This is a genomic window from Streptomyces sp. NPDC096193 (assembly GCF_040302905.1).
GTDB lineage: Bacteria > Actinomycetota > Actinomycetes > Streptomycetales > Streptomycetaceae > Streptomyces.
The window spans coordinates 54,939-78,475 of record NZ_JBEOSJ010000015.1 but is presented as its reverse complement, the minus strand read 5'-3'; the positions used below and the strand labels follow the sequence as shown (position 1 = coordinate 78,475).

Here is a 23,537-nt window from a genome sequence, read left to right as displayed (position 1 = left end):
GGGCGGCAAGGATGGGCACGATCACCTCTGAGCTTGCTCAAGTCCGCACTACCGCCGTGATCTTCAGGGAACGCTGGCCTCATGAGTGCTGAAATGTGGGTTGTGGTCGGCGCTTTCGCCGCGGTCCTCGTGGTGTTCGGCGCGATCCTGTGGGCTGTCGACGTGCGGCGCGATCGCGCCCACGGAAGTAGCAGCCGTTGGCACGACCCCGTCGACCCTGCCGACCACGGCGGTGGTGCGTCTGGTCAGGCGTGACGGAGGCGACCGTTGGAGCGCGTCTCGTGGCGTTCCGTCAGATGCCGGGGCTGACGTGCTCGGCCGTCGACCTGCTGTGGCGGGACCCGATGCGGCAGCGGCCGGTTCATGCGGAACAGGGTCGCACCGAACCACTTCTGCACCGGCCACAGTCCTGCGGTCGGCCGAGCGCGGGACGAAAGGTCGTCGTGCTCGGCGCGGTCGCCGTCCGGCCTGACCAGGCGGACCGTACTCCGGGCTGCTGACACAGCGGCCCAGGGCAGCCCGTGCGGCGCCCCTCCGCGACACCCGGAATGTCGAGCAGCAAGCCGCGGCCGGGCCTCCCGGTCGCGGCTTGCTGCTCACCATCACCACGCCCGCAGGCACCCGCCGCCCCAGCCACCGGGCCGCGACGCGGGAGACGGCCCCTACCCGACCACCCGTCACTCTCCCGCACCCCCCGGAGTGGCCCCGCCACGCATGCTGACCCTTTCCTGTTGGGAGAGGTCCGCCCCTATGGCGGGCGATCACGGACGCGGAGAGGGAGCGTGCGGCGCCCATGGAGAAACGACATCAGGCGCTGCGTACTCCGCGCGCCGCGGGCGTGGTGGGCGTCGTCTTCGCTCTGTTGCTCGGCACCGCCATCGTTCTGATGCGTCTGACGCTGCCCGAGGACCTGGACGATGTGAGCAAGGCGTGGATCTCCGACGCCTCACGGCGGGAGACGGTGCAGACGGCCCTCGGCATCATCCCGTTCGCGGGCATCTTCTTCCTCTGGTTCATGGGCACCGTCCGCGCACGCATCGGGGACGCCGAGGACAAGTTCGTCTCCACCGTCTTCCTGGGCAGCGGTCTGCTCTTCGTGGCGACCCTCTTCGGCGCGGCGGCGGCAGCCGGAGGCCTGCTGGCGGCGGCGAGTGCGCCCGGGACCGCATCCGGCTCGCAACTGCAGTCCTTCGGTCTGCACTTCACGTTCGGCCTGCTGACGACCTACTCGATGCGCATGGCAGCGGTGTTCACCCTGGCGACCTCCTCCATCGGGCACCAGCTCGGCGTCCTTCCCCGATGGCTGTCGATCCTGGGCTATCTCGTCGCCCTGACGCTGCTCTTCGTGACGGACAGCATCGCCTGGTCGGAGCTGGTCTTCCCGCTGTGGGCACTGATCGTCAGCCTGCACATCCTCGTGGGCAGTCTGCGTCCCCGGCCCACCGCACCCGCTCCCTCACCATGACCCCGATCCCGGTGTCGGTGGACCCATGACGCTTCTGGCCCTCTGTGCTCGCGACAACCGGACAGCAGCCGCAAGCTGGGCTCGGAACCACTGGAAGGGCGCCCTTTGATGAGGCTTGTCGTCGATCTGAACCGCTGCCAGGGATATGCGCAGTGCGCGTTCCTCGCACCCGACGTCTTCACCCTGCATGGCGACGAGGGACTGCTGTACAACCCGCAGGCCGACGCCGAGCAGAAGGACCACGTCGCGCGTGCCGTAGCCGCGTGCCCCGTCCAGGCCATCCTCGTCGAGGGTCTGGACGAACCGGCTGCCCCCGCTCAGGCCGAGGAGGCGTCCCATGGACGGTGAGCACCAGCTGGAATGGTTGAGGCGCGAAGGACGGATCGTGATCGTCGGCGCGTCACTGGCCGGTCTGAGGGCAGCGGAGACGCTGCGGGAGGAGGGCTTCGCCGGGTCCCTCACCCTCATCGGCGATGAGCCGTACGAGCCGTACGACCGGCCGCCTCTGTCCAAGCAGGTCCTGCTGGGGAAGGCGACCGCCGATCGCACCGCGCTTCCCCGGCGACGGGACCCGGACGCGCAGTGGCGCCTCGGGGTCGCTGCCACCGGTCTCGACATGGCGGCCCGGCGGGTGCGGCTCGCCGACGGCGACGAGGTGCCGTACGACCGGTTGCTGATCGCGACCGGTGTGCGTGCCCGTCCGTGGCCGGTCGAGGGCGAGGCGGAGCTCGACGGAGTCTTCGTCCTGCGCACCTGCGACGACGCCGCCCGGCTCCATAGCCGGCTTTCTCAGGGACCACGCAGAGTGCTCGTGATCGGGGCGGGATTCACCGGCTCGGAGATCGCGTCCGCGTGCCGCGAGCGCGAGATCCCGGTCACCGTCGCGGAACGCGCCGCCGCGCCCCTGGTCGGCGCTCTCGGCGGTGTGATCGGCGACGTGGCCGCACAGCTCCAGCGCGAGAACGGCGTGGATCTGCGCACCGGCGTCATGGTCACCTCGCTGGAGGGCGACTCCGCGGGACGCGTGCGAGCCGCCCATCTGTCCGACGGCAGCGAGATCGAGGCGGACATCGTCGTCGTCTCGCTCGGTGCCACCCGCAACACCGAATGGCTGGCCGGATCAGGACTGGGCGCGGGCCCCCGTGGCATCGCGTGCGACGCCGGATGCCGAGCCTTCGACATCCGGGGCATCGTGACCGACGACGTCTTCGTGGCCGGCGATGTGGCGAGGTCCCCGCATCCGCTGTTCGGGTACCAGTTCCTGTCCCTGGAACACTGGGGCAACGCCGTCTCGCAGGCCGAAACCGCCGCCCACAACATGATCAGCGCCGCCGCGGACCGCCGCCCGCACATGTGGGTGCCGGCCTTCTGGTCCTCCCAGTTCGGCGTGAACATCAAATCGGTCGGGGTGCCGTCCATGGGCGAGGAGATCCTCATCAGCCAGGGTGCGCTTGCCGAGCGCAGGTTCACCGGCGTGTACGGCTACCAGGGGCGCGTCATCGGCGCAGTGACCTTCGACAGCGCGCGATGGCTGCCCTTCTACCAGCGGCTGATCGAGTCGACCGCGCCCTTCCCACCGCCGTTCGCGACCCTGGACAGGCGGACCGACGGGCAGCGCCCGCTCCCGGCGGACTTCCCGGACCCCTCCGTGCCCTCCCACACGCCGACCGTCACCCTCAGCGGCTACTCGCCCGCCGACCGGCGGATGGTCTTCACCCCCGGCCGATGATGACGACCGCAACAGGCCGACGTCCGCACGCCGTACGACGAGTACCGGCCGTACGACGAGTACCGGCCGTGTGGCTGGTACCCGCCGCACGGCGACTGCCGACCGTGCGCCCATGGGCGGACGTACGACCACTGCCGGACGCACGGCAACTGCCGTCCGCACGAGGATCGCACGCCGTCCCGCGGCACCCCCGGTACGGGTCCGTCCGGAGGCCGGACCACTCCACCGCCCGAACCGTCTCCGGCAACGCCTCCCCGGCAGGCGCCCACGCCCACAAGGACCCGTGATGACGTCACTCCTGCAGCAGATCACCGATTACGCCAACCGCGCCGACCCCTACCCCCTTTACGCGGAGCTCCGGAAGACACCGGTCATCCACGACGAGGACGGCCCGTACGTCGTCAGTACCTACCACGACATCCTGGGCCTGCTGCACGATCCACGGATCAGCTCCGAGGCCCGTAATCTCTCCGCGTCTGTGGCCGACGACCTGCAACAGCCCGAGGAGACGAGCCTGCCGCCCAGCTTCCTGCGGCTCGACCCCCCGGAGCACGACCGGCTGCGTGGCATGACCAACCGACCCTTCGGGCCGCCGCACAGCCCGCGGCGCGTCGAGGACATGCGCCCCGAACTCGGGGAGATCGTCTCCGGTCTCATCGACGGTCTCACCGACGGGCTCGCGAACGGTGGCCGTGTGGATCTGGTCGATCAGTTCTCGTACCCCTTCCCCGTCACCGTGATCTGCCGGCTCCTCGGGGTGCCGCGCGAGGACGAGTCGCGCTTTCACACCTGGGCCGACACCCTCGCTGCCAGCCTGGACCCCGCTCCGAGCGAGGACCGCTCCGAGCAGGCCCGTGTCGCCGAGGAGGCCAAGACGCAACTGGGCATGTATCTGGCCGGGTTGATCGAGGAGCGGCGCAAGTCGCCGCGCGACGACATGCTGTCCGCGCTGGTGACCAACGTGGGACCGGGCGGACCCATGTCGACGATGGAGGTGCTCAGCACCGCGGCCCTGCTGTTGATCGCAGGCCATGAGACGACGGTCAACCTGATCACCAACGGGATGCTCACGCTGCTGCGTCACCCCGATGTCCTTCAACGACTGCGGGACGAGCCGCGCATGGCCGTGCCGATCGTGGAGGAACTGCTGCGCTACGAACCGCCGGTGCAGTTGCTGCCGCAGCGCACACCGATCTCCGACATCGAGGTCCACGGTGTCACCATCCCCAAGGGCGCGTCACTGTGGCTGGTGCTGGCGTCGGGCAATCGTGACCCGCAACGTTTCGAGAATCCCGACCGCTTCGACCCGGACCGGAAGGACATCGAGCACCTCGGACTCGGCAGCGGTATCCACGCCTGCTTCGGCGCTCCGCTGGCCCGCCTCGAGGCCCAGGTCGCCCTGGCCGAACTCGCCCGCAGACTCGACAACCCCCGCCTGGTGGAAGACCCTCCGCCCTACCGCCGCAACGCCGTCCTGCGCGGACCCCGCCATCTTCACATCGAGATCGACGGTTTGCGGCCGTAGGAGCCGGCCACGGGGATCGCGGTCCACAGCACAGCGCAACAAGCGCCGTTGATCCCATTGACGTGCTGAGTCTCGTTACGCAACCATGCCTCAACGTCGCGGACGAGGAGGCTGGACCATCGTGGAATGGACAGGCGCGCGCTACGCCGACAAGCCAACGGTCGAGGTACGGGCCCGGGTCGGCGCTCCACCGGACCGGGTGTGGGAACTGGTCTCGGATGTGACCCTGATGCCGACCATGAGCGATGAGCTCCAGTCGGTCGAGTGGTTGGACGGCGCCACTCGGCCCGCCCTCGGTGCCAGGTTCGTCGGCCGCAACAAGCACGATTCGTTCGGAGAGTGGGAAACCACCTCGCAGGTGATCGAGTACGACCGAGGGCGCGTCTTCGCGTGGGCCGTCGGGGACACGGAGAATCCCAGCGCGGTCTGGCGCTTCCGGCTGGAGCCGAAGGACGGCGGGACCGAACTGTCGCAGTGGATGCAGATGGGTCCCGGCCGCTCCGGACTGTCCTTCGCCATCGACGCGATGCCCGACAAGGAGCAGAAGATCGTTTTCGTACGCCTGCGGGAGTTCGAGCGCAACATGACCGGTGTCCTCGCGCACATCAAGAAGCTGGCGGAGGCGTGATGCGGACCGCGACCACGATCGAGGCGGCCGGTGGGGCCGAATGGTCCGACCAGACGGATTTCGTTGTCGAGGCCGAGAAACTCGGCCTCGACATCTGCTGGGTGGCCGAGGCCTGGGGCTCCGACGCCCCATCCGCCCTGGGCTTCTACGCGGCACGCACCGATCGGATGCTTCTCGGCTCCGCCGTGATGCAGGTCGGTACGCGGACACCGGTCGCCCTCGCACAGACGGCCATCACCCTGTCCAACCTCTCCGGCGGACGGTTCCTGCTCGGCCTCGGGCCCTCCGGCCCCCAGGTCATGGAGGGCCTGCACGGAGTACCGTTCGCCCGCCCTCTGGCCCGTGTCCGCGAGACCGTGGAGATCGTGCGGCAGGTGATGGAAGGCGGCAAGGTCTCCTACACCGGCAGCGAGTTCCAGATCCCGCTCCCCGGCGGAGATGCCGTCCCCATGCGGATCTCCCAGCGCGCCCAGCACCGGATTCCGATCCACCTGGCCGCCCTGTCACCCGCCATGCTCAGGCTGACCGGGCGCATCGCGGACGGATGGCTCGGCACCAGCTTCGTCCCCGAAGGCGCGGGCGAGGCCTACTTCGCCCCGCTGGACGAGGGGCTGGCCCGCAGCGGGCGCAGCCGCGCGGAGTTCGACGTCTGCCAGGGCGCCGAAGTGGCGTTCGCTCCCGACGAGGAGGCGCTCGGTGCCATGGTCGCCGACCGCAAGAAGGAACTGGCCTTCAGTCTCGGCGGGATGGGCTCGGCGTCGACCAACTTCTACAACCACGCCTACAGCCGCCAGGGCTGGGCGGACGTGGCCGCGGAGGTACGGGAGCGCTGGCAGACCGGCGACCGTGACGGCGCGGCCGGCCTGGTCACCGACGAGATGGTGCTGGCGACGACGCTGATCGGCACGGAGGACATGGTGCGACGACGCCTGCGTGTGTGGCGCGACGCGGGTGTGGACACCGTCCGTCTCTATCCGGCCGGTGAGACCCTGGATGCGCGGCTGGCCACCCTGGGCAGAGCGATCGAGCTGGTTCATGAGGTCGGCGACGAGTCATGAGCGCGCGCAAGTCCTTCGCGAACTGGCCCTGCTCGATCGCCCGCACCGTCGATCTCCTCGGTGACGCCTGGACGTCCCTGCTGCTGCGGGAGGCCTTCTACGGAAGCCGTCGCTTCGACGAGTTCCAGCAGGAACTGGGCATCGCCCGCAACACACTCGCCGACCGCCTGCGCCGGCTGGTGGACGAGGGACTGATGGAGAGACGGCTCTACGAGAGCGAGCCTCCTCGTCACGAGTACCTGTTGACCGAGAAGGGGCGCGACTTCTTTCCGGTCCTCGCCGCGATGGCGCGGTGGGGGGATCGGTGGCTCGCGGGCGAGGAGGGCGTTCCCATCACCCTCCACCACGACACGTGCGGCCACGACGCCCACCCCGAGGTGGTGTGCTCCGCGTGCGGCGACCCGATGCGGTCCGAGAACACGTCCGCACGGATGGGCCCGGGTTACCCGGAGAAGCTCAAGGAACGCCCCGACGTCCGGCGCCGCTTCGCGCGCTCGTAGGTGGGCGCGGTGGCGTCGAGGCCGACCGCGTCGCCAAGGGGCATCGGGCATGCCGCCGTGCACCTGCACGGGCGGCGGACGGCAGCCGGGCCGCTCACCGGTGACGCGTCCCGCCGGACGGCGACGTGTGCCCGCCCTGAGCGGCCACGGCCTGTCGGCATCACCGACCAGGGCTGCTCGGTGGCGTGTCCGTGCCGTCGTCGGTCCGTTCCGACCGCTCCTTGAGCTGCCGCTGACGTGCCCGCTGGCGTTGTCCGTAGGCCGCGTCACGTACCTGGTCGTGGGTTTCCAGGCTGGTGCCGAAGGCACCGCCGACCATCGCGATGGAGGTGATGAACCAGGCCAGGGAGACGTAGTCGTCGGCACCCGCCGGGCGTCCGGTGAATCTCTGGAGGGCGGGTGTGGTCAGCAACAGGAACGACACGGCGACCAGAACCGCGAAAAGGACAGCTGCCAGAACGACAACCGCGAGCGCGATGGTGAGCAGAGTGACCAGGTTGTAGGGGTAGAGGGGATTGTGGCGGTCAGGCAGGTCATCGGCCCGCTCCCACAGTCCGTGGTCGATGATGATCCATGCGGTGAGTGCCAGCGCCGCCACCGCCATGATGACAGCCTGCCGCCAGGCACCCAGCTGGGTGGCGAGAGTCCAGGTGGCGGTATTCATGAACAACACCGTCGCCGTGGCGAACACGCCGGCCATACCGCGTGACAGGGAGCCGAACAGCCGCCAGGGACGGTTGGCGCGGACCATTCCGGCGACGAGGCGAATGTGTCCCCGCAGACCGGGCACAACGTAGCGTCTCGTCGTGTCGGCAGCGGCATCGGTGCTGGGGACCGCCTCGTGAGGTGGGCGGCCGATGACCTCCGAGTGCTGCACTGCGTCTTCTTGTGTGACGAGCTGCCGGACGATGTCCACGACCGCTTCCCGAACCCGCCGACGGAGTCGGCGGGACCCCAGGGCGGGCAGGGAGATCATTGCGGCACGGTGTTCCCTGTCGACTTCCACGCTGATCGGGTACAGCTTCGCTCGCCGCGGCAGGTCCGTGACGAAGATGGCGATGTCCCACTCGATGCCTTGCAGGTGGCGGTCGATGGCGTCCGCGATGTCGGAGACGCCGACCTGCTCCGCACCGACCAGCGGAGCGGTGACGGTGTCCACCACCCACTCGACCCGGCTGCTCACTGTCCGGGTGAGGTGTTGGGGCAGACGGGGGGCCAGAGCCCGGGCGACCTCTGAGGGCACGCCGGGATCGGCTACAAGGACCAGGCGCTGCGGGCCGGGTGGCGGCGGCGTCATCGTGCGGCACACCGGACGAGCGGGACTGCTCGGGCGCATCTGCGCCGCGGTGGGAAGCTGACGACAGGTGCGGCCGAAGCAGAGCCCGCCGGCTGCGTCGTCGTCCCCAGGGACGTGAGGCAGCCCGTGGTCGGCACGGGGTTCATGATCTCTTTTCCTGCCACCGGACTCACGCGGTGAAACCAGGAAGGCAGCGATGTCGATCAAAGGGACGCGCCCGCGCCGGAATGGATCAGTGCATGCCGGCATGCCCGGAGCTGCTGGTCGGAGCTGGGATTCCGGTCGGAGACTCCGGTCGGAGATATCGCGAGCAAGGTATCTCCGACCTACCGCTCACCCGCGTGTCGCGAAGGGCGCCCGACCGGCATCACGCCTGGTCAGGCGCCCCTCTTCGCGCTTCTAGAAGAAGCCCAGCTTCTTCGGCGAGTAGCTCACCAGCAGATTCTTCGTCTGCTGGTAGTGCTCCAGCATCATCCGGTGGTTCTCCCGCCCGATCCCCGACTGCTTGTAGCCGCCGAACGCCGCGTGTGCCGGGTACGCGTGGTAGCAGTTCGTCCACACCCGGCCCGCCTGGATGGCGCGGCCCGCCCGGTACGCCGTGTTGATGTCGCGGGTCCACACGCCAGCGCCCAGGCCGTACAGCGTGTCGTTCGCGGTCGTGATCGCGTCGTCGAAGTCCGAGAAGGAGGTGACAGCGACGACCGGGCCGAAGATCTCCTCCTGGAAGACACGCATACGGTTGTCGCCCTCGAAGATCGTCGGCTGGACGTAGTACCCGCCGGCCAGTTCCCCGTCGTGCTCGATGCGCTGACCGCCCGTCAGGATCTTCGCGCCCTCCTGTTGGCCGATGTCGAGGTACGAAAGGATCTTCTGCAGCTGGTCGTTGGAGGCCTGGGCGCCGATCATCGTGTCGGTGTCCAGGGGGTGGCCGGGCACGATCATCTCGGTGCGGGCGATAGCCGCTTCGAGGAACTCGCTGTAGTGGCCGCGCTGGATGAGTGCCCGCGAGGGGCAGGTACAGACCTCGCCCTGGTTGAGGGCGAACATCGTGAAGCCTTCGAGCGCCTTGTCGCGCAGGTCGTCGTCGGCCGCCCAGACGTCGTCGAAGAAGATGTTGGGCGACTTGCCGCCGAGTTCCAGCGTGACCGGCTTGATGTTCTCGGAGGCATACTGCATGATCAGCCGCCCCGTCGTGGTCTCGCCGGTGAACGCGATCTTCGCGACGCGCGGGCTGGACGCGAGCGGCTTGCCCGCCTCCACACCGAAGCCGTTGACGATGTTGACGACACCGTCCGGCAGCAGGTCGGCGACCAGGCTCAGCCAGAAGTGGATCGAGGCCGGGGTCTGTTCGGCGGGCTTGAGGACCACGGCATTGCCGGCGGCCAGCGCGGGGGCGAGCTTCCACGTCGCCATCAGTATCGGGAAGTTCCACGGGATGATCTGGCCGACGACGCCCAGCGGCTCGTGGAAGTGATACGCGATGGTGTCGTCGTCGAGTTCGCTCAGCGACCCCTCCTGGGCGCGCAGCGCCCCGGCGAAGTAGCGGAAGTGGTCAATGGCGAGGGGGATGTCGGCGGCCAGTGTCTCGCGGACCGGCTTGCCGTTCTCCCAGCTCTCGGCGACCGCCAGCTCCTCCAGATGCGCCTCCATACGGTCGGCGATCTTCAGCAGGATGCCCGCACGGTCGCCCGCCGAGGTGCGGCCCCACGCGGGCGCCGCGGCATGTGCCGCGTCCAGCGCGGCTTCGATGTCGCCGGCGGTGCCGCGTGCCATCTCCGTGAACGGGCGGCCGTCGACGGGGCTCGGGTTCTCGAAGTACTCGCCGCGGGCCGGCGGGACGTAGCGGCCGCCGATCCAGTGGTCGTAGCGAGGGCGGTACGAGACGATCGCGCCGTCACTGCCCGGGCTTGCGTATCGGGTCATCTCCAGGGCCTCCCGGTGAGGGTGCCGCCCGCCTTTGGGCGGCGCCTGACGGGAGGCTAGGGGCCGGGAGGTTGCGAGGACGTTGCACGGGACGTGCGGCGGAGCCTCAGCCCGACTTGATCATGTCGGCGCACTTCTCGCCGATCATCATGGTCGTGATGCACGGATTGACCGTCGTCAGGAACGGCATGATCGAGGCGTCGGCCACGCGCAGTCCCGGCACGCCCTTCACCCGCAGTTGCGGGTCCAGGGGGGAGTCGGCGTCGTCGGCCGGGCCCATCCGCACCGTCCCGGCGGGGTGGTAGACGGTGTTGTGTGTCTCGCGGATGTAGGAGAACAGTTCGTCGTCGCTCTGCAGCGCCGGACCGGGGGCCAGTTCCGTGCCCGCCCAGTCCGCCATGGGCGACTGGGAGACGATCTCGCGGGCGAGACGCAGGCCGTGGGTCATCACCCGGATGTCGTGCTCGTCCGTGAAGTAGCGGGGGTCCACCCTGGGCTTGTCCCGGAAGTCGCGCGTGCGCAGCCTGACCGTGCCCATCGACCGGGCACGGGTCACGTTCGGCGTCAGACAGAACGCGTTGTCGGTGGTGGGGTAGCCCCGCCGGTAGGTGTTCATGTCGAACGGCACCGAGCCGTAGTGGAACATCAGGTCCGGCCGATCCAGGCCGGGCCGGGTGTTGGTGAAGATTCCGATCTCCCACCACTGGGTGGACCGGTCGACCATGGGCTGCTTGGCCTCCCACATGATCACGCCCTCCGGGTGGTCCTGGAGGTGGGAGCCGACACCGGGGGAGTCGACGCGCACATCGATCCCCACGTCCCGAAGATGACCTGCGGGGCCGATGCCGGACAGCATCAGCAGCTTGGGCGAGTCGATGGCGCCGCAGGAGAGGACGACCTCACGCCGGGCCGTGAGCGATCCGGTGTGGATGGTGTCGGGCTCCAGGTACTCCACCCCGGTGCACCCGCCGTCGTCACCGAACAGCAGCCGCCTGGCCTGGAGTCCCGTACGCACGTCGAGGTTCGGCCGCTTGCCGAGGACCGGGTGCAGATACGACACCGATGCGGACGAACGGACGCCGTCCTCACGCCGGTTGATCTGGAACCAGTGGGCGCCCCGCACCACGGTGCTTCCGGTGTTGAAGGGCGTGGTCGGGATGTCGGCGGCGGCACACGCCTCCAGCAACGCCGCCCCGCAGGGGTCCATCGGCGGCACCGTGCGGATGACGACCGGGCCCGTGCGCCCGTGGTGGTCACCGGGGGCGTCGTTGTTCTCCAGTCGCTGGTAGAGCGGGAAGCAGTCCTTCGCGCTCCAGCCCGTGCAGCCCATCGCACCCCACTCGTCGAGATCTTCGGCCGGGGCCCAGAACGCGATGCAGGAGTTGTGCGAGGAGCAGCCGCCGAGCACCCTCGCCCTGGCGTGCCGCAGGAAACTGTTGCCGTTCTCCTGCGGCTCGATCGGATAGTCCCAGTCGTATCCGGACTCCAGCAGAGCCATCCACTTGTCGAGCCGCAGGATGTTGTCGTCACCGACGTCGGAGGGGCCCGCCTCCAGCACACAGACGCTCACGTCCGGATCCTCGGACAGGCGCGCGGCGATGACGGCGCCAGCGGTCCCGCCGCCGACCACCACGTAGTCGAACTCCTGGTCGGGGCTCTGTGCGGGCATGGCGTCTCCAGAAGTCGTTCGTGGGGAGAGTCAGGCGGAGGGGACGGGCGGTTCACCGGCGCCTGTCGACGCGACGTAACGGTGCGACTCGAGGACACCGGTGCGGTGCCGCTGGACGAACCAGTAGTAGGCGAAGCCGCCGAGCCCGACGATGCCGATGAACACGAACGCACCCCACCGCAGGTACCAGTGCTGCGGACCGGTGGCGTTGTACACCTCGGCGCGCGGCCAGGCCAGGTTGATGGACATGGCCAGACCCCACAGCACCGCGAGGAGGTTGACGGGGAGACCGAACCTGCCGAGCGAGAACTTGCCCTCGGCAGGGGTCCACCGGCCCCGCAGCCGCTTGATCAGCATCGGTGTGGTGACCAGGAGATAGGCCACGTAGATCATGATGATCGCGATGCTGGTGATCACCGAGAAGATCTGCGGCTGGTTGATGTTGATCACCAGGATGACCACGCCCACCACGCCGATCACCACCGCAGGCACCACGGGCGTCTTGAAGCGGGGGCTGACCTTGGCGAGATGGGTGCCCGCCGGGAGGTTGTTGTCGCGCGCCATGGCGAACATCAGCCGGATACCGGCCGCCTGGACCGCCAGCACACAGACCGTGATGGCGACGACCACACACCACAGGAAGATCTCGCCGATGGTCGAACCGAGCGTCTCGAGGACCACGAACTGCAGTCCGGCCGTGGACAGTTCCTTGGACGCGAGGTTGGGGACCGCCATCAGGGCGAACAGCAGGATCAGACCGCCGATGAGGAACGAGGCGACCAGCGCGCGCAGGATCGCACGGGGTGCGTTGCGGCTCGGGTCGTGCGACTCCTCGCCCAGCGACGAGGCGGTGTCGAAGCCGTACATCACGTACGCCGACGCCAGTGAGGCCGTCAGGAACGCGCCGAAGTATCCCAGCGTCTGGCCCTGACCGAGCCCGTAGGTCTCCGTGAGCACGGTGCTCGGACCGCGGGTGATGTGCGCCGCCAGAAAGATGATCAGCGCCACGGCGGCGACCAGTTCGATGAACACCCCTGCCGAGTTGATGCGTGCCATGAGCTTGACGCCGAAGGCGTTGACCAGGGTGGAGAACAGGATGAGCACCGTGCCGAGGAGGACGGCGTTGGCCGCCGCGTCGTTCTCGCCACTGCCGTCACCCACGAACTGGAACCAGCTGTCGATCTGCGGCAGCGTGATCTGGTACGCCAGGGCCACGGCGGAGAGCGTCACCATGGTGGCCGTCATCATCATCCAGCCGCCGAGCCAGCCCACGTGCGGGCCGCCCATGCTCTTGGCCCAGTTGTAGACGGACCCTGCCACCGGGTAGCGGGCGGCCAGCTCGCAGAAACAGAGGGCCACCATCAGCTGCCCGACGAACACCATCGGCCACGACCACCAGTAGGCCGGCCCGCCGAAGGAGACACCGAAGTAGAAGAGCTGGAAGGTGCCGGTGAGGATCGAGATGTAGCTGATGCCGGCCGCAAAGGTGTGGAAGTTGCCGAGGGTGCGCTTCAGCTCGGGTTTGTAGCCGAGTGCGCCGAGCGCCTCGTCGTCCTCCTGGCCTTGGGCACCACCTTTGCTGCCGTCATGAACACTCATGAGAACCACCGCTGGGGACGTGGGCTGAGGTTGCGCCAGATGTGCTTGGCCTCCTGGTACTCCGCGAGACCCGCGGGGCCCAGCTCGCGGCCGAAGCCGGACTGCTTCATCCCGCCCCATTCCGCCTGGGGAACATACGGATGGAAGTCATTGATCCACACGGTTCCGGCGCGCACCCGGGAAGCCACCCGGTGGGCGCGTCCGACATCCTGCGACCAGACCGCGCCGGTCAGGCCGTAGACAGTGTCGTTGGCAAGGGCGACCGCCTCCTCCTCGTCGTGGAACCGCTCAACGGTCAGCACCGGACCGAACGATTCGTCACGGACGACGGACATGCCCGGAGCGCATTCGTCCAGCACGGTCGGCAGATAGTAGAAGCCGTCCTGCAGCGCCGGGTCGTCGGGACGCTTGCCGCCACAGCGCAGCACAGCGCCCTCGGCGAGACCTGCCGCCACGTAGGCCTCGACCTTGTCACGGTGCTGGGCGGAGATCAACGGTCCGGTACGGGCGTTCTGGTCGAAGGGGCCACCGAGCCTGATCTCCTTGGCCTGGGCCACCACCGCGTCCACGAACCTGTCGTGCAGATCGTCCTGGACCAGCAGCCGGGCACCGGCCGAGCAGACCTGGCCGGAGTGCAGGAAAATGGCCATGACCGCGTAGTCGACGGCAGCGTCGAAGTCGGCGTCTTCGAAGACGATGTTGGGATTCTTGCCGCCCAGCTCGAGCGCGACCTTTTTCACCGTGGGTGCGGCGGCCGCCATGATGCGCCGCCCGGTGACCAGACCGCCCGTGAACGAGACCATGTCCACCCGCGGGTCCTCGCTGAGCGGGGCACCTGCCGTGGGACCGGCGCCGAGGATCAGGTTGGCCGCGCCGGCGGGGACTCCCGCCTCGGTCAGCAGCCGCATCAGCATGATGCAGGTGTGCGGAGTGAGCTCGCTGGGCTTGAGGACGAACGTGTTGCCCGCACCGAGCGCGGGAGCGACCTTCCAGGCGGTCTGCAGCAGCGGATAGTTCCACGGCGTGATCAGCGTGCACACCCCGACGGGTTCGTGCACGACCCGGCTGTCCACCTCCGGGTTGCCCGTGTCGACGATCCGGTCCTCGCCCCCGGCGGCCGTCAGGTTGCCGAAGTACCGGAAGCAGTTCGCGATGTCGTCCATGTCGTACTCGCTCTCCACGAGCCGCTTCCCGGTGTCCAGGGACTCGGCTCGGGCGAACGCGTCCTTGTCGCGTTCCAGCAGGTCGGCGACGCGCAGCAGCACCCTGCCGCGGTCGGCGGCCGCGGTGTGGGGCCACGGGCCCCGGTCGAAGGCGTCGCGGGCGGCGGCGATCGCCGCCGCCGCGTCCTTCGGGCCGGCCTCGTCGACGGTGGCGACGAGGGTGCCGTCCGCGGGGCAGCGGATCTCACGCACCTGCCCGTCGAGCGCGGCAGTCCACTTGCCGCCGATGAAAAGCTCCGGCATGGCGTGCTCCTCCGGGTCGAACGGCCGGGCGACCCCGTCGCGGCGGGGTCGGACCTTGGTGCTCCAACCGACAGTAAGGAGGTAGCGCGGGATTCGCAGTACGGAGCGGTCATTCGGTCGCGCAACAGCGCCCGACGGGGTAAGCGAGGGCTGTCGGCCCGGCTCTCGTCAGGACCGCTGCCAGGCGTCCAGTTCCTGTACGCGTGCGAGGGCGGACGGCCGCTGGGCCGAAGGGAGCGCGCCGGCCAGCGCCCGCCACACCGGTAGATCGTCCTCGCCCCAGGGGCTGTAGGCCCAGTCGGCGAGCAGGCCCGGATCGCCGCGGGCGATCAGTGCGGCCCGCAGCTGACCCTCCAGACGCCGGCGCAGCCGCGCCACCGCCGGCGACTGGGACGCCGGCAGCAAGGGACCGGCGTACGCGGTGAGCGCCCCGGTCACCGAACCCGAGGCGAGCCGCCGGGCCACCGCGTCGAAGTCCGCGTCGACGCGCACGCCCAGCCGGTAGGGCCGGGAGAGCAGCAGATCCGGACCGAGCAGTCCGCGCAGCCGGGACAGTTCCGCCCGGAGGGTGACGGGGGTGACCGACTCGTCCTCGTACAGTTCGATCATCAGTTCGTCGCCGCCGACACCCTCCGGCCGGTGGGCGAGCAGCACCATGATCTCGCTGTGCCGGCGGCTAAGCCGCAGCTTGCGCCCGCCCGTCACCAGGAGCGCCTCGTCGCGTCCCAGCGCCGACAGCTGCACGCTCTGCGCGGACGGCGGTGGGGCGAGAAGTGCCAGCTGGGACTCGGCCGCCCGCGCGACGGCCCCGACGAACGCGAGGCTGTGCGGGTGCGCCAGCCGGTCGCCGCCGGTGATGTCCACCGCCCCGAGCAGCCGCCCGGTCGCGGGATCGTGGATCGGGGCCGCGGCGCACGTCCAGGCCTGGACCGGACGGCGGAAGTGCTCGGCCGCGAAGACCTGGACCGGCCGGTCGAGCGTGATCGCCGTGCCCGGGGCGTTCGTCCCGGCGACGGCTTCGGCCCAACGGGCGCCCGGCACGAAGTTCATCAGATCGGCCCTGCGCCGGGTGGTGGGTGGACCCTCGACCCACAGCAGCCGTCCGTGCGCGTCGCAGACGGCCACGAGGTGTTCGCCGTCCATGGCGTACGCGCCCATCAGCTCCCGCATCAGCGGCATGACCCGGGCCAGCGGGTGATCCTCGCGGCAGGCGGTGAGGGCGTCGTCGTCCAGCTCGACGCCGGCCGTGCCGTCGGGGCTGACACGGGCCCGGGCCGAGCGCTTCCAGGAGTCGGCCACCACGGATCGCACGGGCCGCTCGACACGGCCCGCGGTCAGATAGGCGTCGTAGGCCCTGCGCAGCGCGGCGATGCGCTCCGACGGGTCCGCGCCAGGTTCGAGAGCCACCCATGCGTCGCTCAACTCGGCCTCCCCGGCCCATCGTGGCTCAGGCGGAGGGGCGCGACAAGCGTCCCGGCGTCAGGTGAAGTTCACGAGGCGGATGTAGCGGCCCCAGTCCCAGAGCGGTCCGGGGTCGGAGTGCGTGGAGCCGGGGACCTCGTGGTGGCCGATGATGTGCGTGCGGTCCTTGGGGATGCCGTAGCGGTCGCAGATGGAGGCGGTGAGCGCCGCGGACCGCTCGTAGAGGACGTCGGTGAAGTACTCCGGCCTGTCGACCCAGCCCTCGTGCTCGATGCCGATGCTGCGGGTGTTGTAGTCCCAATTGCCCGCGTGCCAGCCCACGTTCCGCTCCCGCACGCACTGCGCCACATGGCCGTCCGCGGAGCGCACGACGTAGTGGGCGGAGACCTGCCGGGCCGAGTCCTGGAAAATGTCGATGGTGTCGCCGAAGGTCTCCTGCGTGACGTGGACGACGACGAAGTTCACCGGGTACGACGAAGGGCGGCTCGACGGGGTGAAGTTGGACGCCGTCGCCGGGAGCCACTCGGCGGTGGGGAAGTCGGTGTCATCGTCGGCGGCCTGAGCGCGGGCCGCGGGCAGCAGGACGCCGGTGGCGGCGACGGCCGCGGCGCCCTTGAGCAGGTGTCTACGGTCCATGGGGCCTCTCCTGGTGGGGGTGTCAGAAGCGGGGCAGTGCGGGGCGACCTCCCGCAGGTGAGGGGTGGAGGCCGCCCTGAGGATCTCCTGCCGGCAGCCGTTCCTTGCGGATCTCGGCGACGCGGGTGTGGTTGGTGTCGCAGACACCGGCGAGCGGTGCCTCACCCGACTGGTCGACCAGGTGGTGCGCATCCGGCCGGCACGGTCCGTAGTCCCCGGCCGGCCGCTGGACCAGGTCCAACCGGGAGATCCGGAAACCCGTCTTCGAGCGGGCGCGCGGAGTACGTTGACGTGATGTGTGAAATCGATACGCGGCCAGGGCGTCGGCACGCCCTTGGGCAGCGCGGCCACGACCACCGTGTTCATGCGCACTCGACCGCCACGCCGCTGGCCTCGCCCTTATCCCGCCGGGCGTGCCGTTCACCCGGGCTCGGCAGCGCGCCGGGCACGTGGAAGACCGGGTGGCAGGTGACGCCGGCGCGCATCTCGGGCGCGTCCATGGTCCCGCCGTGCGCGTCCGGGACCAGTGCGGACCGCACCGGGCGCGACGCCGACGGTCCGGGCATCCACACCACCGCGGGCAGTGGGTCCTGAAACGTGACCGTGGCGTGAGTGGCGGTGAGCGCCCCGAACAGCGGCATGGTCGTCGACGGCGTCCAGTCGCCGGCGCACGGTCACGATCCGCGGGTCGCTGATTGTCCGGTGCTTCCGTCCACTCTCCCGTCCGCCGGCCGGCGCGGACCGGCCGCGAGAGCACAGTACGGTCGGACACCGCGCGAGGGGCGGAAGACGTCGCGCGCGGTCAAAGGCCAAACGGGGAAGGGGCGTTGACCATCGGGAGCCACCCCCGCTCAGTGCAGGGGCGGCTCCCGATGGGGCGGGCTCAGCCGTGCAGCGGGCGCGGCAGACGCACGTACGTCACGGTCGTCTCGATGCCGCTGTCCACCAGCCGGCCCTGAGCGTCGAAGGCCTCGGGCCCGTCCGTCATGCCGAAGTCGTTGTCGTTGATGAGCGCGAGCGTATTCCGGCCCGTCACGGCGATGCACTCCACCTTCCCGGGGACACCCGCGACCTTGCCGAAGTCCGCGACCAGGCTCTTGCGCAGCACCGGGACCCCCGCTGCCGCCGGGTCCTCGATCTGCTCGTAGGAGGGGGAGGTCGCGGCGCTGTCCCAGCGGCTGCCGAGGATGCCCGCGCCGCGCGGCAACGTGACACGGTGCGCCCGGGACGAGGCATCCGTGCGCTCCTGGACGAGCAGAGTGTCGCGGCCGAGGGCGACCAGCGACGAGATCTTCAGCTCCGAGGGATCGTCCTCACCCGGGTCGACGACGTCCACCGCGTCGAAGCGGTAGGCGTACTCGGCGGTCACTGCGCGCTTTATGGGCGAGAAGCGGAGCAGGCGGGCGTTGCGCGACGCCTCACCCGCGTCCTCGTCCGGCACGGACAGCGGGCTGTGCACCGCGAGGACGAGATCGCCGCCGGGCAGCTGGGCCAGCCCCTCGAAACCACGGTTGGTTTTGCGCTGGAGCAGGATGGACGGCAGCGCCTCGATGACCGGGTAACCGGCGCCCCGCAGTCCCAGACCCTTGGGCACATAGCGCGCCAGTACCCGGCCGCGGGACGAGACATGGACGAGCGAGGGCCCGTACTCGTCGGCCAGCCAGAAGGTGCCGTCGGCCGCGCGGACGATGCCCTCGGTGTCCAGGCCGTTCGGGTCGTACGAGAGCGGAGTGGACGCGTCGTACGTGTAGGGGGCCTCGTCGCGGGACGGCTGGTTCGGCAGACCGGTGACGGCCCTGCCCCGCGAGGTGGTGATCGGCAATGCGGTCAGCACCTCCACCCGGTCGCCGGACACCCGCACCTTCACGATGGCCGGATCGAACCCGGGCACCGGGAACGTGCGGCGCTTCGTGCCGTCGATCTTGATCTGGCCGTTGGGCCCGCGGTCGGTCACCGTCCAGAACTCGCCCTCGCGGCCTGCGGGGAAGATGTCGCTGCCGATCCCGCCCAGGTCGACCCGCGATCGTCAACGACCGATCCCTTGAGCAGGGAATTGCTGAACCGGCCCAGCGCGATGTCCCCGAGCACGGCGGTGCCCGTCACGCGCGGAGCCGTTCCGTGTCCGCCGGCGTGACCGGGCGCGCCCGTGGCGGTGCCGGCCACGGCGATCGCCGCGACGAGGGCGATGGGCAGCCCCGCGGCAAGGGAACGGCGTACGGAACGCGGCAACACATGCGCAGACGGGGACATCGGGCCTCCTGGCCTACAGATCGACTGACAGCGGACAGAGTGTGCGTTCACGCCGAACGCCATGAGGCATCCGGATGAACGCGGCCTGACATACCGCCATCGCCCGTACGGGACTGGTCTGTTCAGCTTCCCCGGCCGGGTGGGCTGCCGCGCTCGGCCACGAGCGGTCGGCCGCACCCCCCACCCTCGGCCGCGCGCGAGAGCCGCCCGGCTCAGCCCTGCCCGGGCGGCCCGGCCTGGTCCAGCACCCCCGCGAGCGCCGCAGCGGGATCGTGGTCCGCGGGCCCGGCGGGGGCCCAGCGGCCGCTCTCCTTGCGATACGGCCACCAGCGGCCGTCACGTCCCAGACGCAACTGCGCACCGGAGCCCGGCACCACCCACCGTCCCGGTCCCGACACGCGCAACCGGGGCCGATCCGGCTCCTCCCAGGCCTCTTCCAACAGTGTCGTCGCCCGGGCGAGATCCGCCGGCTCCGGGTCCCACTCCTCGTCGAACACGGACAGCGCGGCCGGGCCTCCCGTGCGCCAGGCGCGCACCGCCAGATCCAGAACGGCGCGCTGCCGCACGGTGGCCGATGCGAGACGGGACGCGATCACCCCTGCGGGCGCCGACGACGCGAGGCGCACCAGGTCCTGCTCGGTCGTCAACGTCTCTTCGAGCGCCGGACTTCGATGATCCGGCGCGAGTGCCTCGGCGAGCATCCGGAGGGCTCGGGTGGCCGTGTCCGCGGCGAGGAACTCCAGCGCGCCGGGGTCGATGCCGGGCGGCGGTTCCGTCCCGGTGTCCAAGGACGGCGGCTGACCCGGCTCGTCCGGCAGCGGTGGGGGAGCGGGTAGCGGCGGGAGTATGCCTCCGGCCGCGAACGCCTCGTCGGCCCGCACTCCTTCCGGTGCCGGCTCGGTGTCCTCCTCGGGTGTGTCGCCCGAAGCCCGCGCCATGCTCCGTACCTGGAGCTCGTCCAGCAGCGGGCGCTCACCGCGCCCCCGCATCAGCAGCAGGACGAACGGGTCCTGGTCGAGAAGCCTCGCCACCTGATAGCAGAGGGCAGCGGTGTGCGGGCACAGGTCCCAGGCCCCACAGGTGCACTCGGGCTCCAAGTCGCCGATACCGGGCAGGAGTTCGAGACCCGCGGCGGCGGCGTCCTCCACCAGGACGGGCGGCATCTCCCGGTCGAGCAGCGCCGCGATGTGCCCGGCGCGGTCGACCGCCATGTCCAGGAACCGGTCCCAGGCGGCCTCGTCGAACTCCTGGAGCAGCACATCGCTGCGCTGCCCCGTGCCGTCCCGGTCCCGTACGACGGCGGTGATCCGTCCGGGGCGCACCGACACGGCACCGACCGCACCCTCACGCGCGTGCCGCCGGCCCTTCTTGAGCTGCCCGGAGTCGAGCGCCGTGTCCTCCAGTGCCTTGAGCCAGGTCCGGCCCCACCACGTACAGGCGAAGCCGCGGCCGCGCTCGGGCGGCAGCGCCGCGAACGTCCGCTCGTTGTCGTCCCCCACGCTCATCGCGCGCCCCCTCGCAGCTCCACCAGATCCGCCAGCTCGGCGTCGGTCAGTTCCGTCAGCGCGGCCTCGCCGCCGGAGCCGAGCACCGCGTCGGCCAGCTCCTGCTTGCGCGCCAGCATCTCGGCGATGCGGTCCTCGATGGTCCCCTCTGTGATCATCCGGTGCACCTGCACCGGCTGTGTCTGCCCGATGCGGTAGGCGCGGTCGGTCGCCTGGGCCTCGACAGCCGGGTTCCACCAGCGGTCGTAGTGCACGACATGACCGGCGCGGGTGAGGTTGAGCCCCGTGCCCGCGGCCTTCAACGACAGCAGGAAGACGGGGACTTCACCGTCCTGGAAGCGGTTCACCATGGCCTCGCGCTCCGCGACGGGCGTGCCGCCGTGCAGGAACTGCGTCCGTACACCGCGCGCGGCAAGATGCCGCTCCAGCAACCGCGCCATCTGGACGTACTGGGTGAAGACCAGCACGCACGCATCCTCGGACAGGATCGTGTCGAGCAGTTCGTCGAGCAGCTCCAACTTGCCCGAACGGCCCGCGATCCGGGGCTGCTCCTCCTTGAGGTACTGCGCCGGGTGGTTGCAGACCTGCTTGAGAGCGGTGAACAGCTTCACCACCAGGCCGCGCCGCGCCATGCCGTCGGCTTCGGAGATCGCCGCCAGGGTCTCCCGCACCACCGCCTCGTACAGCCCGGTCTGCTCGACGGTCAGTGACACGGCCCGGTCGGTCTCGGTCTTCGGGGGCAGTTCGGGTGCGATCCCGGGGTCCGACTTGCGCCGGCGCAGGAGGAACGGCCGTACCAGCGCGGCGAGTCGGCCGGCCGCAGCCGGATCGCTCCCGCCCTCCACCGCCTGCGCGTAACGGCTGCGGAAAGTGGCGAGCCGTCCCAGGAGCCCCGGTGTCGTCCAGTCGAGGATCGCCCACAGCTCGGAGAGATTGTTCTCGACGGGTGTCCCGCTGAGCGCAACCCGGGCCTTGGCGCCGATGGTGCGCAGCTGCCGGGCGGTGGCGGAGTACGGGTTCTTGACGTGCTGCGCCTCGTCGGCGACGACCATGCCCCACGCGGTCTGCCCGAGCCGGGCCGCGTCGAGCCGCATCGTGCCGTAGGTGGTGAGCACGAACTCGCCGGCGACGAGGTTCTCCAGACTGCGGGACGCGCCGTGGAACCGGCGCACGGGCGTGCCGGGGGCGAACCGCTCGATCTCCCGCTGCCAGTTCCCCATCAGCGACGTCGGACATACGACGAGGGTGGGACCGGCGGCCGATGCGTCGGTCTGCCGATGCAGATGGAGGGCGATGAGGGTGATGGTCTTGCCCAGGCCCATGTCGTCGGCGAGGCAGCCGCCGAGACCGAGGGAGGTCATCCGGTTCAGCCAGTTCAGCCCGCGCAGCTGGTAGTCGCGCAGGGTCGCCGTCAGCGCGGCGGGCTGTCCGATCTCCTGCGTACCGCCCTCGGGGTCGGCGAGCCGGTCGCGCAGCTGCGCCATCCACCCGGTTGCCTCGACGTCGACACGGCGGCCGTCGATCTCGGTCGAACCGGTGAGGACGGCACCGAGTGCGTCGACCGGCGAGAGCGTACGGTTCTGGCGGTCGCGGGCGCGCCGGGCCTCTTCGGGGTCGATGAGGACCCACTGGTCGCGCAGCCGCACCACGGGTCTGCCGGCCTCCGCGAGCCGGTCCAGCTCCTCGCGACTGAGCTGCTTGTCGCCCAGCGCGAACCACCAGTTGAAGGCGAGGAGGGAGTCGCCGGACAGGAACGAGGGCATTCCGGAGCCCTCGGCGCGGGGGATGCTGGGCCCGTCGTCGGGCGGGCCGACGACGGCACGTGCGGTGAGCCGGTGCGCCATCTCCTTCGGCCAGTGCACCTGGACGCCGCCGACCGCGAGCGCGCGTGCGGCCTCGCCGAGGAGTTCGGTGATCTCCTCGTCGGCGAGCTCGATGGCGTCGGGCACGGCGGCCTGGAGCAGCGGCGTGAGGGGACTCCAGGCACGGGCGGCCCGTCGCAGCGCGAGCAGGGCGTCCATCCGGGCCCTCGGTCCGAACTCCGTGCTCGATCTGCCGCCCGCCCAGACCTCGGCTGCGTCCACGACGACGGTTGGATCACTGACGCGGTGCATCTGGAGCACGGCACGGAAGGCCGGGCCTTCCGCCGAATCGGGCTCGGTGAGTTCGATACGAAGGGACAGGCGGACGCCGGCGTCGTGACCCGCGGCGACGTCGGCGGCCCAGGTCCGCGCGGCGGGCAACCGCTCGGCCTTGTCGGCGGAGAAGGCGGGACCGCCGACGGCCTGCGGAGCGGCAGGGGTGCGCGGCAGACCGTCCGCGACGGCGTCCAGGAACGAGCGCAACAGCCGCTCGGGCTCGTGCAGCAGGAGAGGTTCGGCCGCGGTGTCCAGTGGCACGGCGTGGGCGGAAGGCGGCATCGACGCGGCGAGTCGGCGGATGCGTTCCAGATCCTCGGGCGTCAGCGGCCCGACCCGCCAGGTGTCGTGATCGGTCGCGGTGAGCCCCGGCAACAGCAGCCCACGGGCGACGAGTTGGAGCGCGAGCACGGTGGCCGCGCCCCAGAACGCCGCGGCGGGCGACGCCTCGCTGCCGGCGCGCGCCCTCGTCAGGACGGGCAACGCCGTGCGCACGGGCAGGAGGACGGCGGGGACGGTGTGCAGGCGGGAGTCGTCCCCCACCAGGACGATCGGCTCGGCGGTTCCGGGGATGTCGGGCAGATCGGCGCCGTCCGGATCCCAGAACACGACGTGTCCCGCGCGGGCCGGATCGGCGGGCACGAACACCGCGGAGCAGCGTGCGAGTGCGGTGACGGAACCGGGGACCAGGGTGGAGGGGGAGCAGGGTGAGAGGGTCGGGGAGGAC

At 70.4% G+C, this 23,537-nt stretch carries 19 protein-coding genes and 1 pseudogene; 8 read left to right on the top strand and 12 right to left on the bottom strand.

What is annotated here, in order from left to right:
- Nucleotides 1-81 precede the first annotated feature (81 nt).
- From ABTX78_RS22000 to ABTX78_RS21965, 8 genes are all read left to right on the top strand, one after another.
- On the top strand, nt 82-255 hold the full coding sequence (locus ABTX78_RS22000; protein WP_352208477.1) for a hypothetical protein: 174 nt from the start codon (nt 82-84) through the stop codon (nt 253-255).
- 538 nt (nt 256-793) lie between these two features.
- A complete protein-coding gene (locus ABTX78_RS21995; RefSeq protein WP_352208476.1) occupies nt 794-1,465 on the top strand; it encodes a hypothetical protein in 672 nt (223 codons plus the stop codon).
- A 108-nt stretch (nt 1,466-1,573) separates the two neighbouring features.
- Nucleotides 1,574-1,813, top strand: a complete 240-nt coding sequence (locus ABTX78_RS21990; RefSeq protein ID WP_352208475.1) for a ferredoxin — start codon at nt 1,574-1,576, stop codon at nt 1,811-1,813.
- Nucleotides 1,803-3,194, top strand: coding sequence for an NAD(P)/FAD-dependent oxidoreductase (locus ABTX78_RS21985; protein ID WP_352208474.1), 1,392 nt, complete (start codon nt 1,803-1,805; stop codon nt 3,192-3,194). The genes ABTX78_RS21990 and ABTX78_RS21985 overlap by 11 nt, the downstream gene beginning before the upstream one ends.
- A 286-nt stretch (nt 3,195-3,480) precedes the next feature.
- Entirely contained in the window at nt 3,481-4,719 is a 1,239-nt protein-coding gene (locus ABTX78_RS21980; RefSeq protein ID WP_352208473.1) for a cytochrome P450, read from the top strand.
- 121 nt (nt 4,720-4,840) lie between these two features.
- On the top strand, nt 4,841-5,347 hold the full coding sequence (locus ABTX78_RS21975; RefSeq protein ID WP_352208472.1) for an SRPBCC family protein: 507 nt from the start codon (nt 4,841-4,843) through the stop codon (nt 5,345-5,347).
- Nucleotides 5,347-6,405 (top strand): LLM class flavin-dependent oxidoreductase, encoded by a 1,059-nt coding sequence (locus ABTX78_RS21970; protein WP_352208471.1) that lies wholly within the window; start codon nt 5,347-5,349, stop codon nt 6,403-6,405. The genes ABTX78_RS21975 and ABTX78_RS21970 overlap by 1 nt, the downstream gene beginning before the upstream one ends.
- Nucleotides 6,402-6,905 carry a winged helix-turn-helix transcriptional regulator gene (locus ABTX78_RS21965; RefSeq protein WP_352208470.1) on the top strand — a complete coding sequence of 168 codons (504 nt, stop codon included), beginning with the start codon at nt 6,402-6,404 and terminating at the stop codon, nt 6,903-6,905. The genes ABTX78_RS21970 and ABTX78_RS21965 overlap by 4 nt, the downstream gene beginning before the upstream one ends.
- A gap of 160 nt (nt 6,906-7,065) precedes the next feature.
- Here the strand turns inward: ABTX78_RS21965 and ABTX78_RS21960 are convergent, their stop codons facing one another.
- From ABTX78_RS21960 to ABTX78_RS21905, 12 genes and pseudogenes are all read right to left on the bottom strand, one after another.
- Nucleotides 7,066-8,088 (bottom strand): hypothetical protein, encoded by a 1,023-nt coding sequence (locus ABTX78_RS21960; RefSeq protein ID WP_352208469.1) that lies wholly within the window; start codon nt 8,086-8,088, stop codon nt 7,066-7,068.
- Nucleotides 8,089-8,601: 513 nt separating this feature from the next.
- A complete protein-coding gene (gene exaC / locus ABTX78_RS21955; RefSeq protein WP_352208468.1) occupies nt 8,602-10,125 on the bottom strand; it encodes an acetaldehyde dehydrogenase ExaC in 1,524 nt (507 codons plus the stop codon).
- A gap of 106 nt (nt 10,126-10,231) precedes the next feature.
- On the bottom strand, nt 10,232-11,794 hold the full coding sequence (locus ABTX78_RS21950) for a GMC family oxidoreductase (RefSeq protein ID WP_352208467.1): 1,563 nt from the start codon (nt 11,792-11,794) through the stop codon (nt 10,232-10,234).
- 30 nt (nt 11,795-11,824) lie between these two features.
- The gene (locus ABTX78_RS21945; protein ID WP_352208466.1) at nt 11,825-13,393 is read right to left on the bottom strand and encodes an APC family permease; all 1,569 of its coding nucleotides are present in this window, start codon (nt 13,391-13,393) and stop codon (nt 11,825-11,827) included.
- A complete protein-coding gene (locus ABTX78_RS21940; protein ID WP_313942641.1) occupies nt 13,390-14,859 on the bottom strand; it encodes an aldehyde dehydrogenase family protein in 1,470 nt (489 codons plus the stop codon). Before ABTX78_RS21940 ends, ABTX78_RS21945 begins: the two co-directional genes overlap by 4 nt.
- Before the next feature lie 168 nt (nt 14,860-15,027).
- Nucleotides 15,028-16,281 carry a GAF domain-containing protein gene (locus ABTX78_RS21935; RefSeq protein ID WP_352208465.1) on the bottom strand — a complete coding sequence of 418 codons (1,254 nt, stop codon included), beginning with the start codon at nt 16,279-16,281 and terminating at the stop codon, nt 15,028-15,030.
- Nucleotides 16,282-16,338: 57 nt separating this feature from the next.
- A complete protein-coding gene (locus ABTX78_RS21930) occupies nt 16,339-16,917 on the bottom strand; it encodes an N-acetylmuramoyl-L-alanine amidase (RefSeq protein WP_352208464.1) in 579 nt (192 codons plus the stop codon).
- A gap of 22 nt (nt 16,918-16,939) precedes the next feature.
- Nucleotides 16,940-17,158, bottom strand: a complete 219-nt coding sequence (locus ABTX78_RS21925; RefSeq protein ID WP_352208463.1) for a hypothetical protein — start codon at nt 17,156-17,158, stop codon at nt 16,940-16,942.
- A 121-nt stretch (nt 17,159-17,279) separates the two neighbouring features.
- Nucleotides 17,280-17,558, bottom strand: coding sequence for a hypothetical protein (locus tag ABTX78_RS21920; RefSeq protein WP_352208462.1), 279 nt, complete (start codon nt 17,556-17,558; stop codon nt 17,280-17,282).
- Nucleotides 17,559-17,800: 242 nt separating this feature from the next.
- Nucleotides 17,801-19,167 (bottom strand): annotated as a pseudogene (locus ABTX78_RS21915) (esterase-like activity of phytase family protein).
- A 212-nt stretch (nt 19,168-19,379) separates the two neighbouring features.
- Nucleotides 19,380-20,672 (bottom strand): SWIM zinc finger family protein, encoded by a 1,293-nt coding sequence (locus ABTX78_RS21910; protein WP_352208461.1) that lies wholly within the window; start codon nt 20,670-20,672, stop codon nt 19,380-19,382.
- A complete protein-coding gene (locus ABTX78_RS21905) occupies nt 20,669-23,500 on the bottom strand; it encodes an SCO1167/SCO6262 family helicase (RefSeq protein ID WP_502993930.1) in 2,832 nt (943 codons plus the stop codon). Before ABTX78_RS21905 ends, ABTX78_RS21910 begins: the two co-directional genes overlap by 4 nt.
- Nucleotides 23,501-23,537: the final 37 nt, after the last annotated feature.

Excerpts from the sequence above, each read along its gene's own strand:
- ABTX78_RS22000 (WP_352208477.1), top strand. The coding sequence starts at position 82 with ATGAGTGCTGAAATGTGGGTTGTGGTCGGCGCTTTCGCCGCGGTCCTC.
- ABTX78_RS21995 (WP_352208476.1), top strand. The coding sequence starts at position 794 with ATGGAGAAACGACATCAGGCGCTGCGTACTCCGCGCGCCGCGGGCGTG.
- ABTX78_RS21990 (WP_352208475.1), top strand. The coding sequence starts at position 1,574 with ATGAGGCTTGTCGTCGATCTGAACCGCTGCCAGGGATATGCGCAGTGC.
- ABTX78_RS21985 (WP_352208474.1), top strand. The coding sequence starts at position 1,803 with ATGGACGGTGAGCACCAGCTGGAATGGTTGAGGCGCGAAGGACGGATC.
- ABTX78_RS21980 (WP_352208473.1), top strand. The coding sequence starts at position 3,481 with ATGACGTCACTCCTGCAGCAGATCACCGATTACGCCAACCGCGCCGAC.
- ABTX78_RS21970 (WP_352208471.1), top strand. The coding sequence starts at position 5,347 with ATGCGGACCGCGACCACGATCGAGGCGGCCGGTGGGGCCGAATGGTCC.
- ABTX78_RS21965 (WP_352208470.1), top strand. The coding sequence starts at position 6,402 with ATGAGCGCGCGCAAGTCCTTCGCGAACTGGCCCTGCTCGATCGCCCGC.
- exaC (WP_352208468.1), bottom strand. The coding sequence starts at position 10,125 with ATGACCCGATACGCAAGCCCGGGCAGTGACGGCGCGATCGTCTCGTAC.
- ABTX78_RS21950 (WP_352208467.1), bottom strand. The coding sequence starts at position 11,794 with ATGCCCGCACAGAGCCCCGACCAGGAGTTCGACTACGTGGTGGTCGGC.
- ABTX78_RS21945 (WP_352208466.1), bottom strand. The coding sequence starts at position 13,393 with ATGAGTGTTCATGACGGCAGCAAAGGTGGTGCCCAAGGCCAGGAGGAC.
- ABTX78_RS21940 (WP_313942641.1), bottom strand. The coding sequence starts at position 14,859 with ATGCCGGAGCTTTTCATCGGCGGCAAGTGGACTGCCGCGCTCGACGGG.
- ABTX78_RS21930 (WP_352208464.1), bottom strand. The coding sequence starts at position 16,917 with ATGGACCGTAGACACCTGCTCAAGGGCGCCGCGGCCGTCGCCGCCACC.
- ABTX78_RS21920 (WP_352208462.1), bottom strand. The coding sequence starts at position 17,558 with ATGCCGCTGTTCGGGGCGCTCACCGCCACTCACGCCACGGTCACGTTT.
- ABTX78_RS21910 (WP_352208461.1), bottom strand. The coding sequence starts at position 20,672 with ATGAGCGTGGGGGACGACAACGAGCGGACGTTCGCGGCGCTGCCGCCC.